This is a genomic window from Vagococcus teuberi (genome assembly GCF_001870205.1).
GTDB classification, from domain to species: domain Bacteria; phylum Bacillota; class Bacilli; order Lactobacillales; family Vagococcaceae; genus Vagococcus; species Vagococcus teuberi.
This window is the reverse complement of record NZ_CP017267.1, coordinates 882,881-901,549: the sequence shown is the minus strand read 5'-3', so window position 1 is coordinate 901,549 and position 18,669 is coordinate 882,881. Positions and strand designations below refer to the sequence as shown.

The 18,669-nt window shown below is 33.4% G+C and carries 22 protein-coding genes and 1 pseudogene; 10 read left to right on the top strand and 13 right to left on the bottom strand.

Going from position 1 to position 18,669, the window contains the following annotated elements:
* Window positions 1-10 precede the first annotated feature (10 nt).
* Complete coding sequence (locus BHY08_RS04350) at window positions 11-772, bottom strand: TrmH family RNA methyltransferase (protein WP_245729994.1); 762 nt, start codon at window positions 770-772, stop codon at window positions 11-13.
* Between the two features lie 115 nt (window positions 773-887).
* Between BHY08_RS04350 and BHY08_RS04345 the strand changes: the two genes are divergently transcribed.
* The 5 genes from BHY08_RS04345 to BHY08_RS11375 all read left to right on the top strand — a co-directional run bounded on the left by BHY08_RS04345 (window position 888) and on the right by BHY08_RS11375 (window position 3,229).
* Complete coding sequence (locus tag BHY08_RS04345) at window positions 888-1,163, top strand: acylphosphatase (RefSeq protein WP_071456713.1); 276 nt, start codon at window positions 888-890, stop codon at window positions 1,161-1,163.
* Window positions 1,164-1,255: 92 nt separating this feature from the next.
* Entirely contained in the window at window positions 1,256-1,759 is a 504-nt protein-coding gene (locus tag BHY08_RS04340; protein ID WP_071456712.1) for a YidC/Oxa1 family membrane protein insertase, read from the top strand.
* A gap of 1 nt (window position 1,760) precedes the next feature.
* Window positions 1,761-2,327 (top strand): membrane protein insertase YidC, encoded by a 567-nt coding sequence (yidC, locus tag BHY08_RS04335; RefSeq protein ID WP_071456711.1) that lies wholly within the window; start codon window positions 1,761-1,763, stop codon window positions 2,325-2,327.
* A gap of 161 nt (window positions 2,328-2,488) precedes the next feature.
* Window positions 2,489-2,638, top strand: coding sequence for a hypothetical protein (locus BHY08_RS11110; protein WP_169817662.1), 150 nt, complete (start codon window positions 2,489-2,491; stop codon window positions 2,636-2,638).
* 315 nt (window positions 2,639-2,953) lie between these two features.
* The gene (locus tag BHY08_RS11375; RefSeq protein ID WP_211267926.1) at window positions 2,954-3,229 is read left to right on the top strand and encodes a transposase; all 276 of its coding nucleotides are present in this window, start codon (window positions 2,954-2,956) and stop codon (window positions 3,227-3,229) included.
* Between the two features lie 83 nt (window positions 3,230-3,312).
* On the opposite strand, the gene BHY08_RS04330 is transcribed toward BHY08_RS11375, so the two are convergent.
* From BHY08_RS04330 to BHY08_RS04310, 5 genes are all read right to left on the bottom strand, one after another.
* Window positions 3,313-4,380: a YdcF family protein gene (locus BHY08_RS04330; RefSeq protein ID WP_084657171.1), complete on the bottom strand. Its 1,068-nt coding sequence runs from the start codon at window positions 4,378-4,380 to the stop codon at window positions 3,313-3,315.
* Between the two features lie 34 nt (window positions 4,381-4,414).
* A complete protein-coding gene (locus tag BHY08_RS04325) occupies window positions 4,415-5,815 on the bottom strand; it encodes an ABC transporter ATP-binding protein (RefSeq protein ID WP_071456709.1) in 1,401 nt (466 codons plus the stop codon).
* Window positions 5,812-6,513 (bottom strand): energy-coupling factor transporter transmembrane component T, encoded by a 702-nt coding sequence (locus BHY08_RS04320; RefSeq protein ID WP_071456708.1) that lies wholly within the window; start codon window positions 6,511-6,513, stop codon window positions 5,812-5,814. Before BHY08_RS04320 ends, BHY08_RS04325 begins: the two co-directional genes overlap by 4 nt.
* Window positions 6,514-6,540: 27 nt before the next feature.
* Window positions 6,541-7,119: an MptD family putative ECF transporter S component gene (locus BHY08_RS04315; RefSeq protein WP_071456707.1), complete on the bottom strand. Its 579-nt coding sequence runs from the start codon at window positions 7,117-7,119 to the stop codon at window positions 6,541-6,543.
* A gap of 160 nt (window positions 7,120-7,279) precedes the next feature.
* On the bottom strand, window positions 7,280-8,497 hold the full coding sequence (locus BHY08_RS04310) for a pyridoxal-phosphate-dependent aminotransferase family protein (protein ID WP_071456706.1): 1,218 nt from the start codon (window positions 8,495-8,497) through the stop codon (window positions 7,280-7,282).
* Window positions 8,498-8,656: 159 nt separating this feature from the next.
* Here BHY08_RS04310 and BHY08_RS04305 point away from each other — a divergent pair, with 159 nt between their 5' ends.
* Together BHY08_RS04305 and BHY08_RS04300 are read left to right on the top strand one after the other, a co-directional pair.
* Window positions 8,657-10,285, top strand: coding sequence for a PucR family transcriptional regulator (locus BHY08_RS04305; RefSeq protein WP_071456705.1), 1,629 nt, complete (start codon window positions 8,657-8,659; stop codon window positions 10,283-10,285).
* A gap of 90 nt (window positions 10,286-10,375) precedes the next feature.
* Window positions 10,376-11,221 (top strand): alpha/beta hydrolase, encoded by an 846-nt coding sequence (locus BHY08_RS04300; RefSeq protein ID WP_071456704.1) that lies wholly within the window; start codon window positions 10,376-10,378, stop codon window positions 11,219-11,221.
* Window positions 11,222-11,456: 235 nt separating this feature from the next.
* Here BHY08_RS04300 and BHY08_RS04295 read toward each other — a convergent pair whose 3' ends face one another.
* Window positions 11,457-12,011, bottom strand: coding sequence for an IS30 family transposase (locus BHY08_RS04295; RefSeq protein ID WP_455344715.1), 555 nt, complete (start codon window positions 12,009-12,011; stop codon window positions 11,457-11,459).
* Window positions 12,012-12,176: 165 nt separating this feature from the next.
* On the opposite strand from BHY08_RS04295, the gene BHY08_RS04290 reads away from it, so the two are divergent.
* From BHY08_RS04290 to BHY08_RS10695, 3 genes and pseudogenes are all read left to right on the top strand, one after another.
* Window positions 12,177-12,437, top strand: a complete 261-nt coding sequence (locus tag BHY08_RS04290; protein ID WP_071456702.1) for a hypothetical protein — start codon at window positions 12,177-12,179, stop codon at window positions 12,435-12,437.
* A 3-nt stretch (window positions 12,438-12,440) separates the two neighbouring features.
* A complete protein-coding gene (locus BHY08_RS11435) occupies window positions 12,441-12,611 on the top strand; it encodes a transposase (protein ID WP_084657168.1) in 171 nt (56 codons plus the stop codon).
* A 71-nt stretch (window positions 12,612-12,682) separates the two neighbouring features.
* Window positions 12,683-12,838, top strand: a pseudogene (locus BHY08_RS10695) (IS30 family transposase); the annotation flags it as partial.
* A 359-nt stretch (window positions 12,839-13,197) separates the two neighbouring features.
* Here the strand turns inward: BHY08_RS10695 and BHY08_RS04280 are convergent.
* From BHY08_RS04280 to atpF, 6 genes are read right to left on the bottom strand one after another with little or no spacing between them, the layout of a single operon-like run.
* Entirely contained in the window at window positions 13,198-13,617 is a 420-nt protein-coding gene (locus BHY08_RS04280; protein ID WP_071456700.1) for a F0F1 ATP synthase subunit epsilon, read from the bottom strand.
* A gap of 18 nt (window positions 13,618-13,635) precedes the next feature.
* Entirely contained in the window at window positions 13,636-15,039 is a 1,404-nt protein-coding gene (gene atpD, locus BHY08_RS04275) for a F0F1 ATP synthase subunit beta (protein ID WP_071456699.1), read from the bottom strand.
* Between the two features lie 21 nt (window positions 15,040-15,060).
* Window positions 15,061-15,975: a F0F1 ATP synthase subunit gamma gene (locus tag BHY08_RS04270; RefSeq protein WP_071456698.1), complete on the bottom strand. Its 915-nt coding sequence runs from the start codon at window positions 15,973-15,975 to the stop codon at window positions 15,061-15,063.
* Window positions 15,976-15,991: 16 nt separating this feature from the next.
* Entirely contained in the window at window positions 15,992-17,530 is a 1,539-nt protein-coding gene (atpA, locus tag BHY08_RS04265) for a F0F1 ATP synthase subunit alpha (RefSeq protein ID WP_071456697.1), read from the bottom strand.
* 36 nt (window positions 17,531-17,566) lie between these two features.
* Complete coding sequence (gene atpH / locus BHY08_RS04260) at window positions 17,567-18,106, bottom strand: ATP synthase F1 subunit delta (RefSeq protein ID WP_169817661.1); 540 nt, start codon at window positions 18,104-18,106, stop codon at window positions 17,567-17,569.
* Window positions 18,099-18,620 carry a F0F1 ATP synthase subunit B gene (gene atpF, locus BHY08_RS04255; protein ID WP_071456695.1) on the bottom strand — a complete coding sequence of 174 codons (522 nt, stop codon included), beginning with the start codon at window positions 18,618-18,620 and terminating at the stop codon, window positions 18,099-18,101. Before atpF ends, atpH begins: the two co-directional genes overlap by 8 nt.
* Window positions 18,621-18,669 lie beyond the last annotated feature (49 nt).

The following is an 18,669-nucleotide window of genomic DNA, read 5'->3' as shown; positions in this document are numbered from 1 at the left end:
TTATAACAATTTATATTTCAAACATCACAATTCCAGCAGCTACAGCCACATTTAAAGATTCGGCTTTTCCTTTCATAGGTATATAAACTTTTTTATCGACAAGTGTTAATATATTTTGTGACACGCCTTGTCCCTCATTCCCCATCACAATAGCAACGGAGGATTGCTCGCCAATTTCTGTATATGACATTGCCGTTTCATCTAGCGCAGTAGCGATTGTCACAATATTTTTCTCTTTGACTTCGTTTATCCACTGAATTAAGTTCACATTAGTCAAAATAGATACATGAAATTGGCTTCCTTGTAATGCTCGCTGAACTTTTGATTGATAAACATCGGCACACCCTTCTCCAAGTATCACTTGATCATATCCTGCGGCGTCAGCTGTTCTAATCATCGTTCCAACGTTACCTGGATCTTGAACAGTATCAAGTACTAACATTTTTCGTCCTAAACTTTGTGACTCTTCTTGTTTATTCATTACTGCTATAATTTTTTGTGGTGTTGGCAATTCTGAAAGTTGTTTTAAAATAGCATCTGGTACAATCACCAGATTATCTTCATTGATGTCATCCAATAGTGATTGATATGTTTCTATCCCCTCATCAGTCGTCACAATCACATCAATATCAGCATGACTTTCAATCGCTTCTTGGACAGAGTGTTCCCCTTCTATAATAAACTTATTGGTTAAATCTCGGTATTTTTTTTTATGTAATTTTTTCGTGTCTTTTACCCATTGATTAGTCAATGATTCAATTCGTTTCATCATGATTAGTTCATTCCTCTCAATACTTGCTTTATTATATCAGATTTTTTATTTCATTCACTCATTTCCATGTAAAAACTGTATAATAAAGTTAAGAAAACATTAAGGATGTGATGTTATGAAAATATCGATGACAGTTTATGGTCGAGTACAAGGAGTGGCTTTTCGGTATATGACTAAAATAGTCGCCGATGAACTAGGCGTACATGGTATTGTTAAAAACCTCGATGATGGTGGTGTGTATATTGAAGCAAATGGTGATAAACTAGCCGTTCAACAGTTTATTGAAGAAGTAAAAAAATCTCCTGCACCAATGGGAAACGTTACAAATTACTCAATCGACTTTAATCCAACGTTTACAGAGCATAAACGATTTAACGTGGTTTATTCTTAATTTCTTTCCATAAATTAATTGAATTATGTCCCAAAATTCGTTATAGTATTGCTTGTGTAGATAAACGTAGATCATAGTAAAGGAAGAAATAAATGAAAAATTTAAAACGTTGGATGATCGGTTCTGGTCTTTTCGGAATGCTAATTTTTTTATCCGGATGTGTCAAAACTGATTCTACCGGTACTCCCACTGGTGAAGGGATCATCTATAATTTATTAGTAAAACCAATGAGTCACTTAATTACTTTTTTTGCCGAAAACTGGGGATTAGGTTTTGGTTGGTCAATCATTTTACTAACCATGATTGTTCGATTGATTATTTTACCACTTGGTTTAAACCAAATGAAAAAATCTATGATTCAACAGGAAAAGATGGCAGCAATCAAACCTCATATGGATGTAATCAATGAGAAAATGAAAACTGCCACAACTCCTGAAGATAAAATGGCAGCTCAACAAGAACTTCAACAATTTTATAAAGATAAACACGATCCGACCACGCATTCGCACACACCCAGACCACCCGCGCGCGCCGCACGCCGGCCAGAACCCCGCGCGCGACAACTCGAAAAAACACGCAAGGCGCCGGGAGCGTAAAATGGCAGCTCAACAAGAACTTCAACAATTTTATAAAGATAATGATATTAACATTATGGGAGGAATTGGTTGTTTACCATTACTCATTCAGATGCCTATCTTTACGGCATTATTTTTCGCAGCCAAAGTAACTCCTGGAATCTCAGAATCGATTTTCTTTGGTATCAATCTTGGAAAACCAAATTTAATACTAGTCGCTTTAGCGGGTATTAGTTATTTCTTACAGAGTTATATCAGCATGATTGGGATGAGTGATGAACAGAGAAAACAAATGCGAATGATGACGTATCTGTCTCCTCTTATGATTATTTTCTTCTCATTCAAAGCTCCTGCTGGTGTGACATTGTATTGGGTTATTGGTGGTATTTTTAGTTGTATACAATCTCTTATTACCAATCTCTATCACAAGCCAAAAGTCAAACGTGAAATTGCCGAACATTTTGAACAAAATCCAGTAAAAATCGTTAAGCCGACTGTTAAGAACACAACAGTTAAACAAAATGCTCCTAAAAATAAGCTAAACAATCGTAATACTGGACGTAACCAAGGAAAACAAAATAAAAAATAATAGGAAGCACTGATGAGTCATTTCATTAGTGCTTCTATTATTTTACTAACCAAATGAGATTTCATTTGCATATATATTTTTTAAATGTTATAATTAACAATGGAATTTCGTTATGAACGTTTTAGTTGCCTTTCGTTACACAAAAGAAAGGAGAATGCTATATGACATTCAATAACACAACAATAGAGTACCGTGTAACACTAGATACTGACTTAAACTTATTTATCGTTTTTCTTAAAGATGATGAATCAAAAGTTGCAACAGGTACTACTATTCAAAATGCAGTACATGAATTACAAAAAATTGCATAAGGAGTAACGACCTAATGGATGAAGCCAGTTCGTACTGAAAGAGCATTTACCTTTTAACTTTAGATTAATGGTAGATGCTTATTTTTTTATGCATTTTCATCACGATTATCTTCTACTATATCTAGTTTTATATATAGAGGTTTCATCCTCCACATCAAGACCGTGTTTCGCGAGCGTTTCAATCAGTACTAAATGGGTTTCATCAAACTCATCTCGTATTAATACTGTGTGCTTTAAAATCAACTCTACCGTTCTTGCTACCTTTTTATGGTGGACAGTTGAGCTTTCAATCGTTGAACCTATAGAAACTAATATATTAGACAAATAAAATCATTCCCTTCTATACTAACTAGTATACCACACTTCATAAAACGATATTTTTTAATAAAAAATAGTATCATTATACCTATTTATGAAATAATACTTAGCACTTATTATAAATTAAAACCCAATATCAAAAAAAAACGTAGCAATAGAATAACTCCAGAAGAATCAATTAATAAAATCAAGCTAATTAAACGAATAGTGTATGGATACAGAAATTTCCAAAACTATAAATATAGAATACTACTCAGTTTCAAAAACAAATAAATAAGCAACAAAAGCTAATCGGCTTTCGTTGCTTAAGTACACTTAATTTTATTCATCCACATCATTTGACGTAGAGCCTTTAATTATCCAAAAATAACGTGAATAAATAATATAATCAATACACTTATAAAAAATAATCCAATAAAGAAAAAATGTTTTTTCTTTGTCATCACAAGATAACCTACGTATTCACGAATAAAGGCTGTCGGTAAATAATATAATTTCGTTTTAGAACCAACACCTCTCGCATGGATACCTAAATGTGACGCTATTTTACCAGCTCTTAAGAGATGATAATTATTGGTCGAAATCACAATATTTTTATCTTTAAAATCATTTATACCATCCACAGCACTCGCCAATTTTTCCGAAAATAGAATATTTTCTTTGGTATTTGTTGATTGTTCTTCAAGATATACTTTTTCAATAACGACAGGTAAAGAATCTAAATAATGACTCATCGCTTGTGCTTCCGATATTTTTTCGTCTTTTCCTTGACCACCTGATAAAATAATCGTAGGTTTATGGCCATAATTTCTTTTTTGCTGTAAATATAAGCTAACACCTCTGTCAATCCGACTCGCTAACAATGGTGTTACTCGTTCACCATCAATCAATCCAGCTCCTAAAATAATAATATAATCTACTTTTTTCCAAATAGGAAAATGATTATATAAAACAGTTGTTGTTGCATACATAATAAATAAAAAGATTAAATACGATAAAGTAACTGTAGTAAAACTTAATAAAGTTGTCAAAAATATATTTTGCGAATAAAATGTGACAATAATTATTAGAACTTGAATCCCTAATAAACATAACGCAACAATCAGCGGAACCAAATTACTTAATGATTTCCCTTCTCTTTTTAAAAGAATTTTTTCATTCCAAAATAATCCTACTATACTAGTACTCAAACCTAGTACACTTATAAATATTATAACCAAAATAGCTGGAATTAAAAAAACTAAAGCAAGGTTTTGACTTATATTTTCTATTAATAAAATAAATAGAAAATATAAGGTCGCCGTAGATACAAGAAAGAAAAAACCATTCCATAAACTTGTTGGGCGAAAATAATTTAAATAAAAAAAACATATCAAAGGGACGATCAAAAAAATGACATAGAAAAAAACTGTTATATTTAACAATGAGTACACTCCTTTCAAAAAAACGACTATTAAATCAGCTCATAACCCCACCGTTGTCCATTTTCAAAATACATGATGCTGTTTGTGAGAGAAATTCATTATCATGACTGATTACAAGGACAAATATACCAAGTGATTGAACCTTTTTTAGTAACTTACTAACTGCTAACATATTTTGATAATCCAAACCACTTGTTGGTTCATCTAAAATCAACCACTCTTTTCCAGATAGTATGGCACTAGCAATGGCTACTCGTTGTTTTTCTCCACCAGAAAGATTTTGTGGATGACTACTTAATAACCTTCTTAAATTAAGAGCATCCACTACATCATCAAATAATTCTGTTCTTTTCGATTGAACTAGTAATTCTTTTTCGACTGTTTCAAAAAATAATTGGAGATTAACATCTTGCATCACTATAAAACTCCGCTTAATACGCTCTTTAGCAGATAAGTTGGCTCCCATAATAGAAAAACTGTAACTTTTATCTATAAGCAAACCTGATAACAATTGTACAAAGGTTGTTTTTCCAGAACCATTTTGTCCAACTAATCCAACTATGCTATCTATACAAATATCAAGAGAAGGAATATTAAGAACTAATTTTCGGTTACTGTACTGGTAAGTTAAATCTTTAATTTGAAGTACTCGACTAGCGTCATCTTGCTCTATCTTTTTAATAAATGATTTAAATAATTTTGGTTCTTGTAAACTCCTTAATCCCATCTCTTCTTGAATTATCGGAAATTGCGCCTTAAATTGAGCAGCAGATAAATCATATGTTATTTTACCTTTTTTTAAAATAACATATCTATCTGCCAGTTCAGATAGGTAAAATAACCTGTGTTCAGATATAATCAACGTACAGCCACGCTGTTTTAATAACTTAATATAAGCTGATAATTGTTTGATTGTTACATAATCCAGATTACTTGATGGTTCATCCAATAAAAAAAAACGATGCGGTAACATACAGGCAGCTGCAAATGCAATACGTTGTTTTTGTCCACCAGATAACTCTGTTACTTTTTTACCAATTAAGTCTTCTAAATGGAACAATTCGATAACATCGTTCATTCTTGTATTTATATCTTCTGCAGAAAATCCGTAATTTTCCATGGAGAAAGCTAACTCACTTAATACTGACGTCGTAAAAAATTGCGTTTTAGGATTTTGAAATACGACACCTATGTCTTTAACGTACTTATTAAAGTCAATAGGCGGCAGTCGAGTATCCAACACTGTTAACTGACCAAATATCTCTCCATCATACAATTCAGGGATCAAGCCATTTAATACACTAATTAAAGAACTTTTCCCGCTGCCACTTTCACCTGTCAGTATAACTAACTCTCCAGATGTTACGGTTAAATGGATATTATCCAATACTTTTTTTTTATCTCTTATAAGAGTTACCTGATTGAGTTGAATCAAAAAACACCACCACCCTCACCTAATAACAATACCAACAAACTAGCAAGTAGTAAATAGTCTTGTATTTTTAATTTAATAGGAATTACACTTGTATGTTTCCCTTCAAAACCTAACCCCCTCACAAGTGCGGCTGCAGATAAGTCTTGAGCGGTATACTCAACTTGCTTTAAAATGGGGACTAAAAAATACTCCATCGCTTGAATAGGATGATGTATTACTTCTGGAAAAGATAAGTCAATCCCTCTAAACTTCATAGCTTGGCGAATCGACTTCACATCAGAACGAAGTATCGGAAAAAAACGACAAATAACAATAAATGGTATAACAATAAAGTTTGGAATGTGCCATTTTTTCATCGCCGAAACCCATTCGCCCACAGAAGTATGTTGTGTCGCAAATATCCCTGCTGCTATAGATGGGAGTAAACTTTTATATACCACTAAGACAAATGACACAATCGCTGTGATAATACCATTAATCTCATGAAACACTGTCATTGTTAAAAAGTTTAGGAACATATAACTAATTAATATTATAAAGCCTTTTTTAAATGAGCCACTAATACTTAACAAAAATGTAATAAATACTATAAAAACAAACTCCATGGATGGATTGGCACGAGAAATTAGTAACACACTAGCAAAAAGGACTGTAACTAGTTTACTCCTTGGATCAAACGTGACATATCTATTTTCCAAAGCCAACTCACCCCTCTCGTTTATTTTTTACTTAGCAAAGTGTTTCGTATAAATAATTTTCCCGATTTTCAAACCTATTATACTAGTAATAATAACTAAAAGCATTGAGACAAAGAAACTTGCAGTACTTACACCTTCAAATACACTATTCACATAACTCATGTCTTTTCCTTTATTTAATAAAGACTCGCTATAAGCATCTTTCATAAACCATAATGGCAAAATTGGACCTGTTAAGCCAAAACTAAAAATTATATAACTAATCATTAATTTTAAACTATCTAAAATCTTTGTTTTAGTTTGCACAAAATCAGCCAATAATGGAAAAATAAAGCTTGGTAAAAAAGCCAGCGGAAAATACCCAAAAGCAAAGAAAAAGACCGCCATGACCGATCCAACTAATGTAATAGCTCCAAATTTGGGAACTTTATTTACAACTATAATATATAGAGTACCAGATATCAATGCTGACATACTAGGAATTAATAGACTATGAAACACAGGCACAGTAAACCTCATTAACATAGTGGCAATAAAGACCGTAAAAAAATAAACTGTCGCATATATCCCTATTAATATTAAATCTTGTACTTTTAACTTTTTCATAATTAAAACTCCTTAAAATTTTTTTAACCTAGTCATTATAACATAGTTAAAAATCAACAGACATTGTTTTTACCTAAAATATTTACCAAAACATCATGTTAATCATACTTTCTATATAAAAAACTCTTTACCACATTTTTTGTGATAAAGAGTCACACTGTTAAATTCCTAATTCATGATAAATATTTAATGCTTTTTGAGCTGCTGCACCCTGATTAATTGATACATTATGATGAATTAATGCTGCTTCTAATGCTGTTAAAACTTGTAAGACATTTTCTTTACGGCTGCTAAATCCCATGTTTCCAATTCGCCATACTTTACCAGCTAATGGACCAAATGAAGAGGCAATTTCAACCCCAAAATCATCTAACATCATTTGTCTCACAGACTCACCATCTACTCCTTCTGGAATGATGACAGGTGTTACCGTTGGCATTTTAGTTGTTTCATCACCATATAACTCAAGCCCCATTGCTTTAATACCTTCAACGATTGCTCTATCATGAATTTCATGACGTCTAGCGCGTTCTCTTAATCCCTCATTACAATATAGACGTAATCCTTCATGCAATGCATAAATCATGCTAGTAGCTTCCGTATGATGATTGATGCGGTCCTTATTCCAATACCTTTGAAGCTGAGTTAAATCCAGATAGTTGCTTGAGATTGGATTATCATTTCTGTAATCATCTCCTAGCCCAAGCTCTTTTTGATAGCGTTTATTAATTTCCTTTTTCACTCGATCACTATAGGTGATAAGTGATAAACCAGATGGCACACTTAGACATTTTTGTGTCCCAGCAATAGCCATATCAATACCCCAGTCATCAACTTTTATCTCCACACCACTATAAGTCGCTACAACGTCTACTACAAAAAAGACATTATTGTTCTGACAGTACTCGCCAACTTTACTTAAAGGTTGCATTTGACCGTTAGCTGTTTCTCCATGAATCATAGCTAAAATTTTGGGTTGATGTTTTTTTACTGCTTCAATTATTTCTTCTTCTGAAAAAACGCCGTCCCATGATTTTTCCAGAATCACAACGTCTGCTTGTGCTCTTTCACAGATTTCGATTAATAAATAAGCAAAACGCCCATATGCTGGTACCAATACCTTATCACCTGGGCTAATTAGCGATATCAATGCTGCTTCTATGCCAGAGCGACTTGTCCCATCCACCACAAAGGCCTCTTCATTTGTGGTTTGAAATGTCTCTCTAATCATATCTTTGACTTCATTCATAATTGCTACAAAAGCAGGATCAAATTGACCTAAAATTGGCGTTGCCATTGTTCTTAAAACAGATGGATAAGCCTCTACAGGTCCTGGTGTCATAATGGTTCTCATTGGATGATTTAATGGTTGTCTCATAATTATCTCTCCTTTATTTTATTATGAACTATTGCTATTATAATGCCATTATACATTATGCACAAAATAAAATATACGTTATACGAAATGCACAAAAATAGACTTTTTCTTTTTTTTTCATATAAAACTCTCTATAATAGCTATTGGGAGGTACAGTTTATGAAAACGCTAGAACAAGTTCTATCTGTTCCACGGTTTAATGATTTAATTTTATTAACTAAAAAAACCAATTTAAAAAAAGGGATTAATAATGTTGAAATAACAGAAACACCTGATATAGCAAACTATATTTCTAGTCAAACATTAATTTTAACTACTGGTATGTATTATAAAGATAAAGAAAATGAATTGTATCAATTAATAGATTCTCTTTCCATTATACAATGTGCGGGCTTATGTATTAAAGTAGGGCGATTTTTAGATAGCATACCTCAAGATATCATCGATTATGCTAATACACGAGACGTTCCAATATTACAATGTCCCTCAACAAAGCCTTTAGGAACGATATTGAAAGAAATAATGAGTTATCTAAGTGAAACAAAAGAAGCCGAAATTGCATATGCTCTTGATATACAACGTAAATTTTCTACCTTATTTCTAAATGACGCGACATTACAACGCATTATAAAAGAATTTGGTGAATTAACAAATACGCCGATTATGCTATTAAATCCTTTTAAAGAAAACATTGCCATTTCTGATAATTGGAATAAATTACAGGATTCTCCTGGAGACATCATTAATATCCTATCAGAAAAAGATGCATTTCAAAGCGATAAAAATGCGACGATTATTATTAATACTCCAAATGTTAATCAACTTGATATCGCGGTGTATCCAATAAAAAGTCACACTTATTTTCCATATTATTTAGTTATTTTATTTCCGAAAAATATTTTATACCCTGTAACAGAATTTGCCATTGACCAAGGTCTAATGGTATTAAGTTTTACTATTTTAAAAAATGATAAGCTATATGAAGTCAACAAACTTAGAAAAAGTGACTATCTCTCAACACTCATTGATAGACAAGAAAGAAGCTTATTTAACGAAAAAGAATGGTTCAAATATGAATCCAATTTTGGTATAAAATTATCTCCTTTCTACCAAGTGGTTTACGTTCGCGTCCAAGAAACATCTAACATGGTCTATACATCTAGACGATATGAAGAAAAACTAAAATTAACTTATGAGTGGTTAGATACTCATATGGTCAAAGAACTGCCAGGTTCCGTAGTATTTCTAGATAAAATAATCAATAACAGTATTATCTTATTGCAAAAAGAAATCAGTCCATCTGCTTTAAAAGAAAAATTAGAAACGCTTAATCATTTAATTCAAAAAAAACTACCTATCAACGTATTATTCAATTGTGGACAACCGTATTCACACCTTGATTACCTAGCAAAATCACTAAATGAAGCAAAAATCATTGACAAAGAGCGAACCGAATTTAATAATAAAGAAATTGTTTCCGTATACAAACCCAAAGGAATCACACGTTTACTAGAAAATATAGAAAAAGAAGAAGCAAAATATTTCAGTCAAGATTGTTTAAAAATACTGAGTTATCCGCAAAGTGAAATGGATATCGAATTAAGAAAAACACTAAAGGCATTCCTTGATAATCAATGTGAAATTACGAAAACTGCCAACGAGTTATTTATCCATAGAAACACAGTAAAATATCGTATTGACAATATTGAAGAACTTCTTGATTGTAAAATTGATACTCCTGAAAATAGCTTTAAGTTACGTTTAGCTTTGAAGCTAACTGAACCTTAATTCGTGCACAAAAAGAAAGTAACCTTTGGACTTTTCGACCAAAGATTATTTTCTTTTTTTAATATAATCTTATATAAAGGAGTTGAAAATATGACAGTTTATTCTTATTCTGACAGAGAAAACAATCAAATAGATGCCACATTTCATAAAAGTACAAAACAAAATAAAGACAATCCACTTATTATTTATATTCATGGTGGCGGACTAATCTATGGTTCAAAAGATGATTTGCCATTAGTTCATATTGAAAAATTTACACAATTAGGATTTAATATACTAGCTCTTGACTATCCATTAATCCCTGAAAGCTCGCTAGAAACATTGATTAATAGTTTACTAGATGGCATTAATTGGGGAATATCAAAGTTTACAACTAATGATGATTTTATTTTATTTGGTCGTTCAGCTGGTGCGTATCTGTCATTAATTTTGAGTGCTAAGTTTTTAGATATTAAACCCAAAGCAATTATTTCTTTTTATGGATACTATTCACTAATGGATAAAGAACTTAAAAAACCAAGTGATTTTTATGCACAATATCCTTTATTAGATGATGTCATGATTGCCCCTCTTATCCAAAAACAGCCTTTATTTAATGCACCCATCGAGCAAAGATTTCCTATTTACCTATCTTATCGCCAACGTGGTATTTGGGTTAGCAAAATGCTTGCTCATGTATCAAATATAGAAAACTATTCGTTAGCGGACGATGACATCCGTACTTTACCACCTTTATTTATTGCTGTAAGTAAAGACGATCAAGATGTTCCTTATACACAATCTATCTATCTACATGACTTAGCCACTAAATCTGATATATATACTCTTAACGGTTTACCTCATGATTTTGATCGATTAGTGGATGATGTACAAACAAAAAAAGCCTACCATCAATTAATGAATTGGCTTATCTGTTTACAAAAACGCCGGTTGTAAAATTAAGCTAAACAACTAAAAAATCATTTGTGATACACTCAATTGTATTTCGGCTGTATAAATTTTGGCTCTTTGTCAAATAGGACTGATGAGTTAAATTGGTAAGATGATGATTGTGAGAGTAATCTCACATTTATCATCTTTTTAGTTATTTTATTTTCCTAAATTGCAATATTAAGTTAGCCACCTAGGCAAAAACATCGAAATTTCTATGTTATTCTATTAAAATCCATTTTTACCAACATGTTTTGATTTTAAGCTTTTGAATTTCTTCTAAAAATAATGTTGCTGGTTGTCTATAATTTAAAATTTTACGTGGTAAAAGATTAATCTTTTCAGTAGCTAGTTGAATGAACTGTTTTGAGTAGTGACAAATTGTAGTTCCTTTCGGAATAAATTGTCTTAATAAACCATTATGTCTTTCATTTGTACCTCGTTCCCAGGAAGAATAAGGATGAGCAAAATAGACATCAGTTATTTGTTGGAGAGCATCATGTAGCGAGCTAAATTCACTACCATTACCAGCAGTAATTGATTGAAATATCTTGCTAAAACTAGCTTGTCCTGTTTCAGCAAAATAGAGTTGTCTAGGTTTGTTATTTTCTTTGATTTGTGTTGTTGTACCACGTTTCAGCTCATTATTTATTGTTTGATGGAGCCAACCTAATCGTTTACCTATTTCTCTATTAGAAGCACCTTTATTATGCCAAACTTCAATAAGTTGTCTTCCCTCAAAGGAAAGATGTTTATAAGGCAGTTTTTGTGTGGTATTCTGAGTTTGTTCCATGATAAAAATTCCTTTCGTTGTTGGGTGGATACTTCAATGATACATGAATTTTTACCATGGTGTTTTTTTATTATTTTAGGGTGGCTAACTTGATTCTACAATTAACCGACTCAATTAAAATATAAAGATAATGGCATTATCTATAGGCGAATTAAAAAATATTGGAAGATGCTTCAAAAAAGTTATAACAAAATAGAGTATATCGAGCAATATTGGCATCCTTCATTTAAAACGTATCTTTCTGAAAAAGAATTACTTGAACGCTTGCTAGCCTGTGATTCTAAATGGGCAGAAACTTACAAAACCTATGAACAAATTTTAAGAGCGATTCAAACAAAAGATTATTCTTTATTTATAGAATTAATTGATCAAGCTACACAATTTAAAGAGTTTGTTACTGTTTTCAAAACATTTAAAAAGTATCGATAAGAAATAAAAAACACCTTTGAAACATCTTATTCAAATGGTCCTTTAAAATGTATGAATAACCATATTAAAGTCATAAAGCGTAATGCCTATGACATGAAAAGTTTTTATAATTTTAAGCTACGACTATCAATTTGTTTAAAGAAGTCTGCTTTCAAATCACCAAAAAAGATCTAGAAAACTAAAAAGCTTTCTAGATCCTAAATTCTAACGTTTGAACTTTTACCAACACTAGTTGACAAAGAGCCCCTAAAAAAATGAATTTCAACAAAGTTGAAGAATCTTTTATCCAATCTATCGCATCTAAAAGAAATAATATTCCTAGAAAATCATTAAACTATAAAACACCATTGGAAGTATTTTTTAGTTATGTAGACAATGATATTTTGTCTAGCTTAATTTGACAAATAAAATATTTAAAAACATGTCGTCTATCTAGTGAAATTTAAGTACCAAACAAAAATATTAGGTAGAAAGGGCAACATGTCATGAGCAATCATACCCAAAAAATACTAAGAATAACAGATAATCATTTGGATTTAACGAGTACAGAAGAAGCTAACATTAATGGAAGGAAACCTTTAATTAATAAAAGGACTTATTCCCCTATGCCTTTGGCTTATAACCACAATTGGACTGCTCAATGCTCAATCGTTGGAAAAATGTGAGATTACTTTCACAATCATCATCTTACCAATTTAACTCATCAGTCCTATTTGACAAAGAGTCTAAAAGAGAAAAAGGTAAAGAAACAATCGTTTCCTTACCTTCTTTTATTCGCCACATTAAGCCGATTTAACGCTCGATACAGCGCGACTTCAGCTCTAGCCATATCAATTGATTGATTTTGCTCATTTTTTGCAGCTTCAATTTTTTGTTCTGCACGTTTCCTAGCTTGTTCAGCACGTGAAATATCGATATTTTCTTCTGTTTCAGCACTGTTGGCAATAATTGATACCACGTTATCACGTACTTCAATAACACCACCATTAACAGCAATCCAGTCGTTAATATCTCCTTCTCTATCAATACGCACAGCATCAATTTTTAAAGGGGCAATCAAAGGGCAGTGCTTAGGTAAAATCCCAAGCGAACCTGCCTCTGTGTTAGCCACTAAAAAGTTAGCTTCATGCTCATAAATCAATCCATCTGGCGTTACAATGTTAACCATAAAGGTACTCATAATCACTTTCCCTCCTTGTTAGTAGCCCATTTTTTCTGCTTTTTCGATAGCTTCTTCAATGCGGCCTACACTTCTGAACGCTTCTTCAGGTAAGTGGTCATATTCGCCATCTAAGATTGCTCTAAATCCTTTAATTGTTTCGTTTAATGGAACATAACTACCTGGTTGACCAGTAAACTGTTCAGCTACGTGGAAGTTTTGTGATAAGAAGAATTGGACACGTCTAGCACGGCCTACAATCACTTTTTCTTCATCACTTAACTCATCCATACCAAGAATTGCAATAATATCTTGTAATTCTTTGTAGCGTTGTAACAAACGTTGAACTTCAGTAGCTACTTTGTAGTGCTCTTCTCCAACAATATCAGGTTCTAAGGCACTTGATGATGATGCTAATGGATCTACCGCTGGATAAATCCCTTGTTCAGTCAAACGACGTTCCAAGTTAGTTGTTGCATCCAAATGCGCAAAGGCTGTTGCTGGAGCCGGGTCAGTATAGTCATCGGCAGGAACATAAATCGCTTGAATTGATGTAATTGATCCATCTTTTGTCGAAGTAATACGTTCTTGTAGTTGTCCCATTTCCGTTGCTAATGTTGGTTGGTAACCAACGGCTGAAGGCATACGTCCTAAAAGGGCTGATACTTCAGAACCCGCTTGAGTAAAACGGAAAATGTTATCAATAAAGAGTAACACATCTTGTTTTTCTTCATCACGGAAATATTCTGCCATAGTAAGACCTGTTAAGGCTACACGCATTCTGGCACCAGGTGGCTCGTTCATTTGTCCGAACACCATGGCTGTTTTCTTGATAACGCCAGATTCTTTCATTTCGAAGTAAAGGTCATTCCCCTCACGAGTACGTTCACCTACACCGGCAAACACTGATAACCCACCTAATTCTTGAGCGATATTGTTGATCAACTCTTGAATCAACACTGTTTTACCTACTCCGGCACCACCGAATAATCCGATTTTACCACCTTTTAAGTAAGGAGCAAGTAAATCAATTACTTTGATACCTGTTTCTAAAATTTCAGAGTTAGTACTTAATTCATCAAAAGAAGGTGCTTTTGCATGAATGCTATCTCTTTCTACTTCTTCACCAATTGGTTCACCTAAGTCAATGGTTTCACCAAGTACGTTAAAGACTCTACCTAATGTTTCAGGACCAACTGGAACACTGATAGGACCTCCTGTATGAAGAACTTCCATTCCTCTTTGTAGTCCGTCTGTAGATTCCATTGCAATTGTTCGAACGATTCCATCGCCAATTTCAAGAGTTGTTTCTAATACAACTTTTTCTTTACTTCCAGCTTTATAAACGATTAATGCATCATTTATATCAGGTAATGCTTGGTCTAATGGAAAAGCCACGTCAACAACGGGACCAATGACTTGGGCTATTTTTCCTACTTTCATCTCAACAATTCCTCCCCGTCATTATTCTAAGGCAGCTGCTCCACCAACAATTTCTGTGATTTCTTCTGTAATGGCCGCTTGACGTGCTCTATTATAAGAAATGGTCAAATCATCAATAATGTTTGTCGCATTTTCTGTGGCACTCTTCATGGCGGTCATCCGTGCAGCATGCTCAGCAGTTTTAGAGTCTAAAACTGCTCCATATATTAAACTTTCAGCGTAAAGGGGCAGTAACGTATTTAAAATAGCGTCTGCTGAAGGCTCAAGAGTATACTCTTGTTCGTACGTTTCAGCTTCTTTAGCATCTAAGTCAACGATTGGTAAGATTTTTTCAGCTCTAAATGATGATGATAGTGTGTTGACATGATGGTTATAACATACATATAACTCATCAAACATTTCACTATTATACATTTGTAAAGCAGAGTTTACGATACGTCTTACTTCACTATAACTTGGGTAGTCGCTTAATCCTCTTAATTCATAAGCAACTGGAAAATCACGATGCTTGAAGAAATCTGAACCAGTTCCTCCAATAGCCATTAACACCACATTCATGCCATCTTCTTCGTCTTTTTTGATGATTTCTAACATATTTTTTAAAATCGAACTGTTATAACCACCCGCTAGACCTTTGTCAGACGTCACAACGATATACCCGATTGTTTTAACTGGTCTTGCAATAAGCATTTGTTGATACATTTCCATATCTTGCTCAAAACCAGAAAAATCAGAGTTATCAATTGCAGCTAACTGTGTCGATGCCAAATGAGTTGTCATACTTCTTACTTTAGAAGCATACTCTTGAAAGCGTCTTGATGATTGTTCAGATTTCGTCAATTTAGAAGCTGCTACCATTTGCATAGCGCTAGTAATTTGACTGGTCTTTTTTGTTGAAGCTATTCTCTTCTTAATATCAATAAGTGAGCCGCCCATGTTCAATCACCACTTTCTAAGATTGTTTTACTTCGTCTGCAACAGAGAATTCACTTGAACTAAAAATCCCTTTAAATTCATCAATTGCTTTATCCATATCTTCAGGATTTGGTAATCCCTTTGTATTACGGATTGTATCAAAGATTGCTGGATAGTTATTATCCACGTATTCAAATAATTCGCGTTCAAAACGTAAAATATCTACTACTGGAATGGTATCTAGGAATCCATGAGTCAATGCATAAAGAATTAAGACCTGTTTTTCAACAGCTAATGGTTCATGCACATTTTGTTTCAAAACTTCTACAGTTCGTTTACCACGGTTTAATTTAGATTGAGTTGCCTCATCTAAGTCAGAACCAAATTGGGTAAATGCTTCTAATTCACGGTAACTTGCTAAATCTAGACGAAGTGTACCTGCAACTTTTTTCATTGCCTTGATTTGAGCAGATCCCCCAACACGTGATACTGATAACCCAGCATCAATCGCAGGACGAACACCTGAGTAGAACAAATCACTTTCTAAGAAGATTTGTCCATCAGTAATAGAGATAACGTTCGTTGGAATATAAGCAGAGATATCTCCGGCTTGTGTTTCAACAAATGGTAAGGCAGTCATCGATCCGCCACCTAATTCATCACTCAATTTCGCTGCTCTTTCAAGTAAACGAGAATGTAAGTAGAATACATCCCCAGGGAACGCTTCACGACCTGGTGGACGACGTAATAGTAATGAAATTTCACGATAAGCTGCTGCTTGTTTTGATAAATCATCATATACGACTAATACGTGTTTTCCATTATACATAAATTCTTCACCCATACTTGCTCCAGCATAAGGTGCTAAATAAAGTAAAGGGGCTGGTTGTGATGCACTGGCAGACACAACAATCGTGTAGTCCATTGCACCATATCTTTTCAAGATTTCAACTTGGTTACGTACAGTTGATTCTTTTTGACCAATTGCAACGTAAATACAAATCATGTCTTGATCTTTTTGATTTAAGATTGTGTCAATCGCAATGGTGGTTTTACCAGTTTTACGGTCACCAATGATTAACTCACGTTGTCCACGTCCAATTGGTACCAATGCATCAATTGCTTTCCATCCTGTTTGTAGTGGTTCTGATACTGATTTACGAGCCATAACACCAGGAGCTGCTGCTTCAATTGGTCGTGTTTTGGTTGTAGCGATTTCGCCCATACCATCAATAGGTTGACCTAAAGGATTAACCACGCGTCCAATTAATGCTTCACCAACAGGTACTTCCATAATACGTCGTGTACGTTTTACTTTGTCGCCTTCACGTATTTGTTCAAAATCCCCTAAAATGATAATACCGACACTATCATTTTCTAAGTTTTGAGCCATACCATAAACACCATTATCAAACTCCAATAATTCTCCCGACATGGCATTTTCTAATCCGTAAGCACGAGCAATACCGTCACCAACATAGGAAACTGTTCCAACTTCATCTACTGTTAATGATTCTTCGTATTTAGCAAGTTGTTGTTTAATATGCGAACTAATTTCTTCCGCTTTTATACTCATGTATCTCACCTCTCACCTTGTCGTTAAACATAAACATCAAGCCAATAATTTAGCATGAATGTTATTTAATTCTGTTCTCACACTTTGATCAATGATTCGATGTTCTGATTCGACAATCATTCCACCCATTATGCTTGGGTCTAATTTTGGTCTTAAAACAACTTTATTTGCATGAAATTGTTTTGCCAAGCGTTTTTCTAAATCATGTCTTTGTTCTAGTGATAGTGCAACGGCTGTTGTCACTGTCACGACAATAATACCAAATTGGTCATAATATAGATGCTCGTATTCATAAATGATATCAAGCATTTCATTCATACGACCATAGTCATAAACAGTATGGATGAATTTTGCCATCGTATCACTAAAACTATTTTCCAAGTCTTTTACGATGTTTACTTTTTCAAAAATTGATAAACGATCATCTGATAAAATGTCACCTAAATCCGGCACTTCATGGTAAACTTCTCTAAGTTGTAACAACTCTTGATAAATTTCATTAACCATGTTTAATTGTGTTGCTTCAGTAAATAGAGCCTTACCGTAAGTTTTTGCGACACTAAATTTCTTATTCATTGTCATCAACTCCTAGCTTATCAATACTTGATTGAACCAACTCTTGATGAGCACTAGCCGACAATTCCTTTTTAAGTATTTTAGAGGCAATTTCCACAGACAAGTCTGCCACTTCTTTTTTAGCATCTGCCAATAAGCGTTCTCTTTCAAGACGCAAATCTTCTTGAGCTTGCTTTTTCATTCTTGTTGCATGTTCTTGAGCTTCTACGATAATTGCATGAGCATTATTTTCAGCAACATCTTTTGCTTGAGCAATAATACTTTGAGCTTCAGTACGAGCTTCTTTTAATTCCACTTCTCTTTGTTTGGCTAAATTAGCAGCGTCTATTTTTGATTGTTCTGCACTATCAATATCGCCAGCTATTTTGTTTTCTCGTTCGTCTAACATAGTCGTTAGAGGTCCCCAAGCAAATTTCTTTAACGCTAATAACAATACAAGAAATGAAACAGAGACAAATAAAATGGTACTAAACGTAGTTTGTCCAGAACTAGCAATCACTAATTGATTCATCATGTGATTACGACACATCCTTCCCTGAATTTCATCTAATTAACTTTTAAAT

What these genes read in the sequence shown, in the direction of transcription:
- BHY08_RS04350 (WP_245729994.1), bottom strand. Translation starts at nt 772, where the DNA reads ATGATGAAACGAATTGAATCATTGACTAATCAATGGGTAAAAGACACG.
- BHY08_RS04345 (WP_071456713.1), top strand. Translation starts at nt 888, where the DNA reads ATGAAAATATCGATGACAGTTTATGGTCGAGTACAAGGAGTGGCTTTT.
- BHY08_RS04340 (WP_071456712.1), top strand. Translation starts at nt 1,256, where the DNA reads ATGAAAAATTTAAAACGTTGGATGATCGGTTCTGGTCTTTTCGGAATG.
- yidC (WP_071456711.1), top strand. Translation starts at nt 1,761, where the DNA reads ATGGCAGCTCAACAAGAACTTCAACAATTTTATAAAGATAATGATATT.
- BHY08_RS11110 (WP_169817662.1), top strand. Translation starts at nt 2,489, where the DNA reads ATGACATTCAATAACACAACAATAGAGTACCGTGTAACACTAGATACT.
- BHY08_RS04315 (WP_071456707.1), bottom strand. Translation starts at nt 7,119, where the DNA reads ATGAAAAAGTTAAAAGTACAAGATTTAATATTAATAGGGATATATGCG.
- BHY08_RS04310 (WP_071456706.1), bottom strand. Translation starts at nt 8,497, where the DNA reads ATGAGACAACCATTAAATCATCCAATGAGAACCATTATGACACCAGGA.
- BHY08_RS04305 (WP_071456705.1), top strand. Translation starts at nt 8,657, where the DNA reads ATGAAAACGCTAGAACAAGTTCTATCTGTTCCACGGTTTAATGATTTA.
- BHY08_RS04300 (WP_071456704.1), top strand. Translation starts at nt 10,376, where the DNA reads ATGACAGTTTATTCTTATTCTGACAGAGAAAACAATCAAATAGATGCC.
- BHY08_RS04290 (WP_071456702.1), top strand. Translation starts at nt 12,177, where the DNA reads ATGCTTCAAAAAAGTTATAACAAAATAGAGTATATCGAGCAATATTGG.
- BHY08_RS04280 (WP_071456700.1), bottom strand. Translation starts at nt 13,617, where the DNA reads ATGAGTACCTTTATGGTTAACATTGTAACGCCAGATGGATTGATTTAT.
- atpD (WP_071456699.1), bottom strand. Translation starts at nt 15,039, where the DNA reads ATGAAAGTAGGAAAAATAGCCCAAGTCATTGGTCCCGTTGTTGACGTG.
- BHY08_RS04270 (WP_071456698.1), bottom strand. Translation starts at nt 15,975, where the DNA reads ATGGGCGGCTCACTTATTGATATTAAGAAGAGAATAGCTTCAACAAAA.
- atpA (WP_071456697.1), bottom strand. Translation starts at nt 17,530, where the DNA reads ATGAGTATAAAAGCGGAAGAAATTAGTTCGCATATTAAACAACAACTT.
- atpH (WP_169817661.1), bottom strand. Translation starts at nt 18,106, where the DNA reads ATGAATAAGAAATTTAGTGTCGCAAAAACTTACGGTAAGGCTCTATTT.
- atpF (WP_071456695.1), bottom strand. Translation starts at nt 18,620, where the DNA reads ATGATGAATCAATTAGTGATTGCTAGTTCTGGACAAACTACGTTTAGT.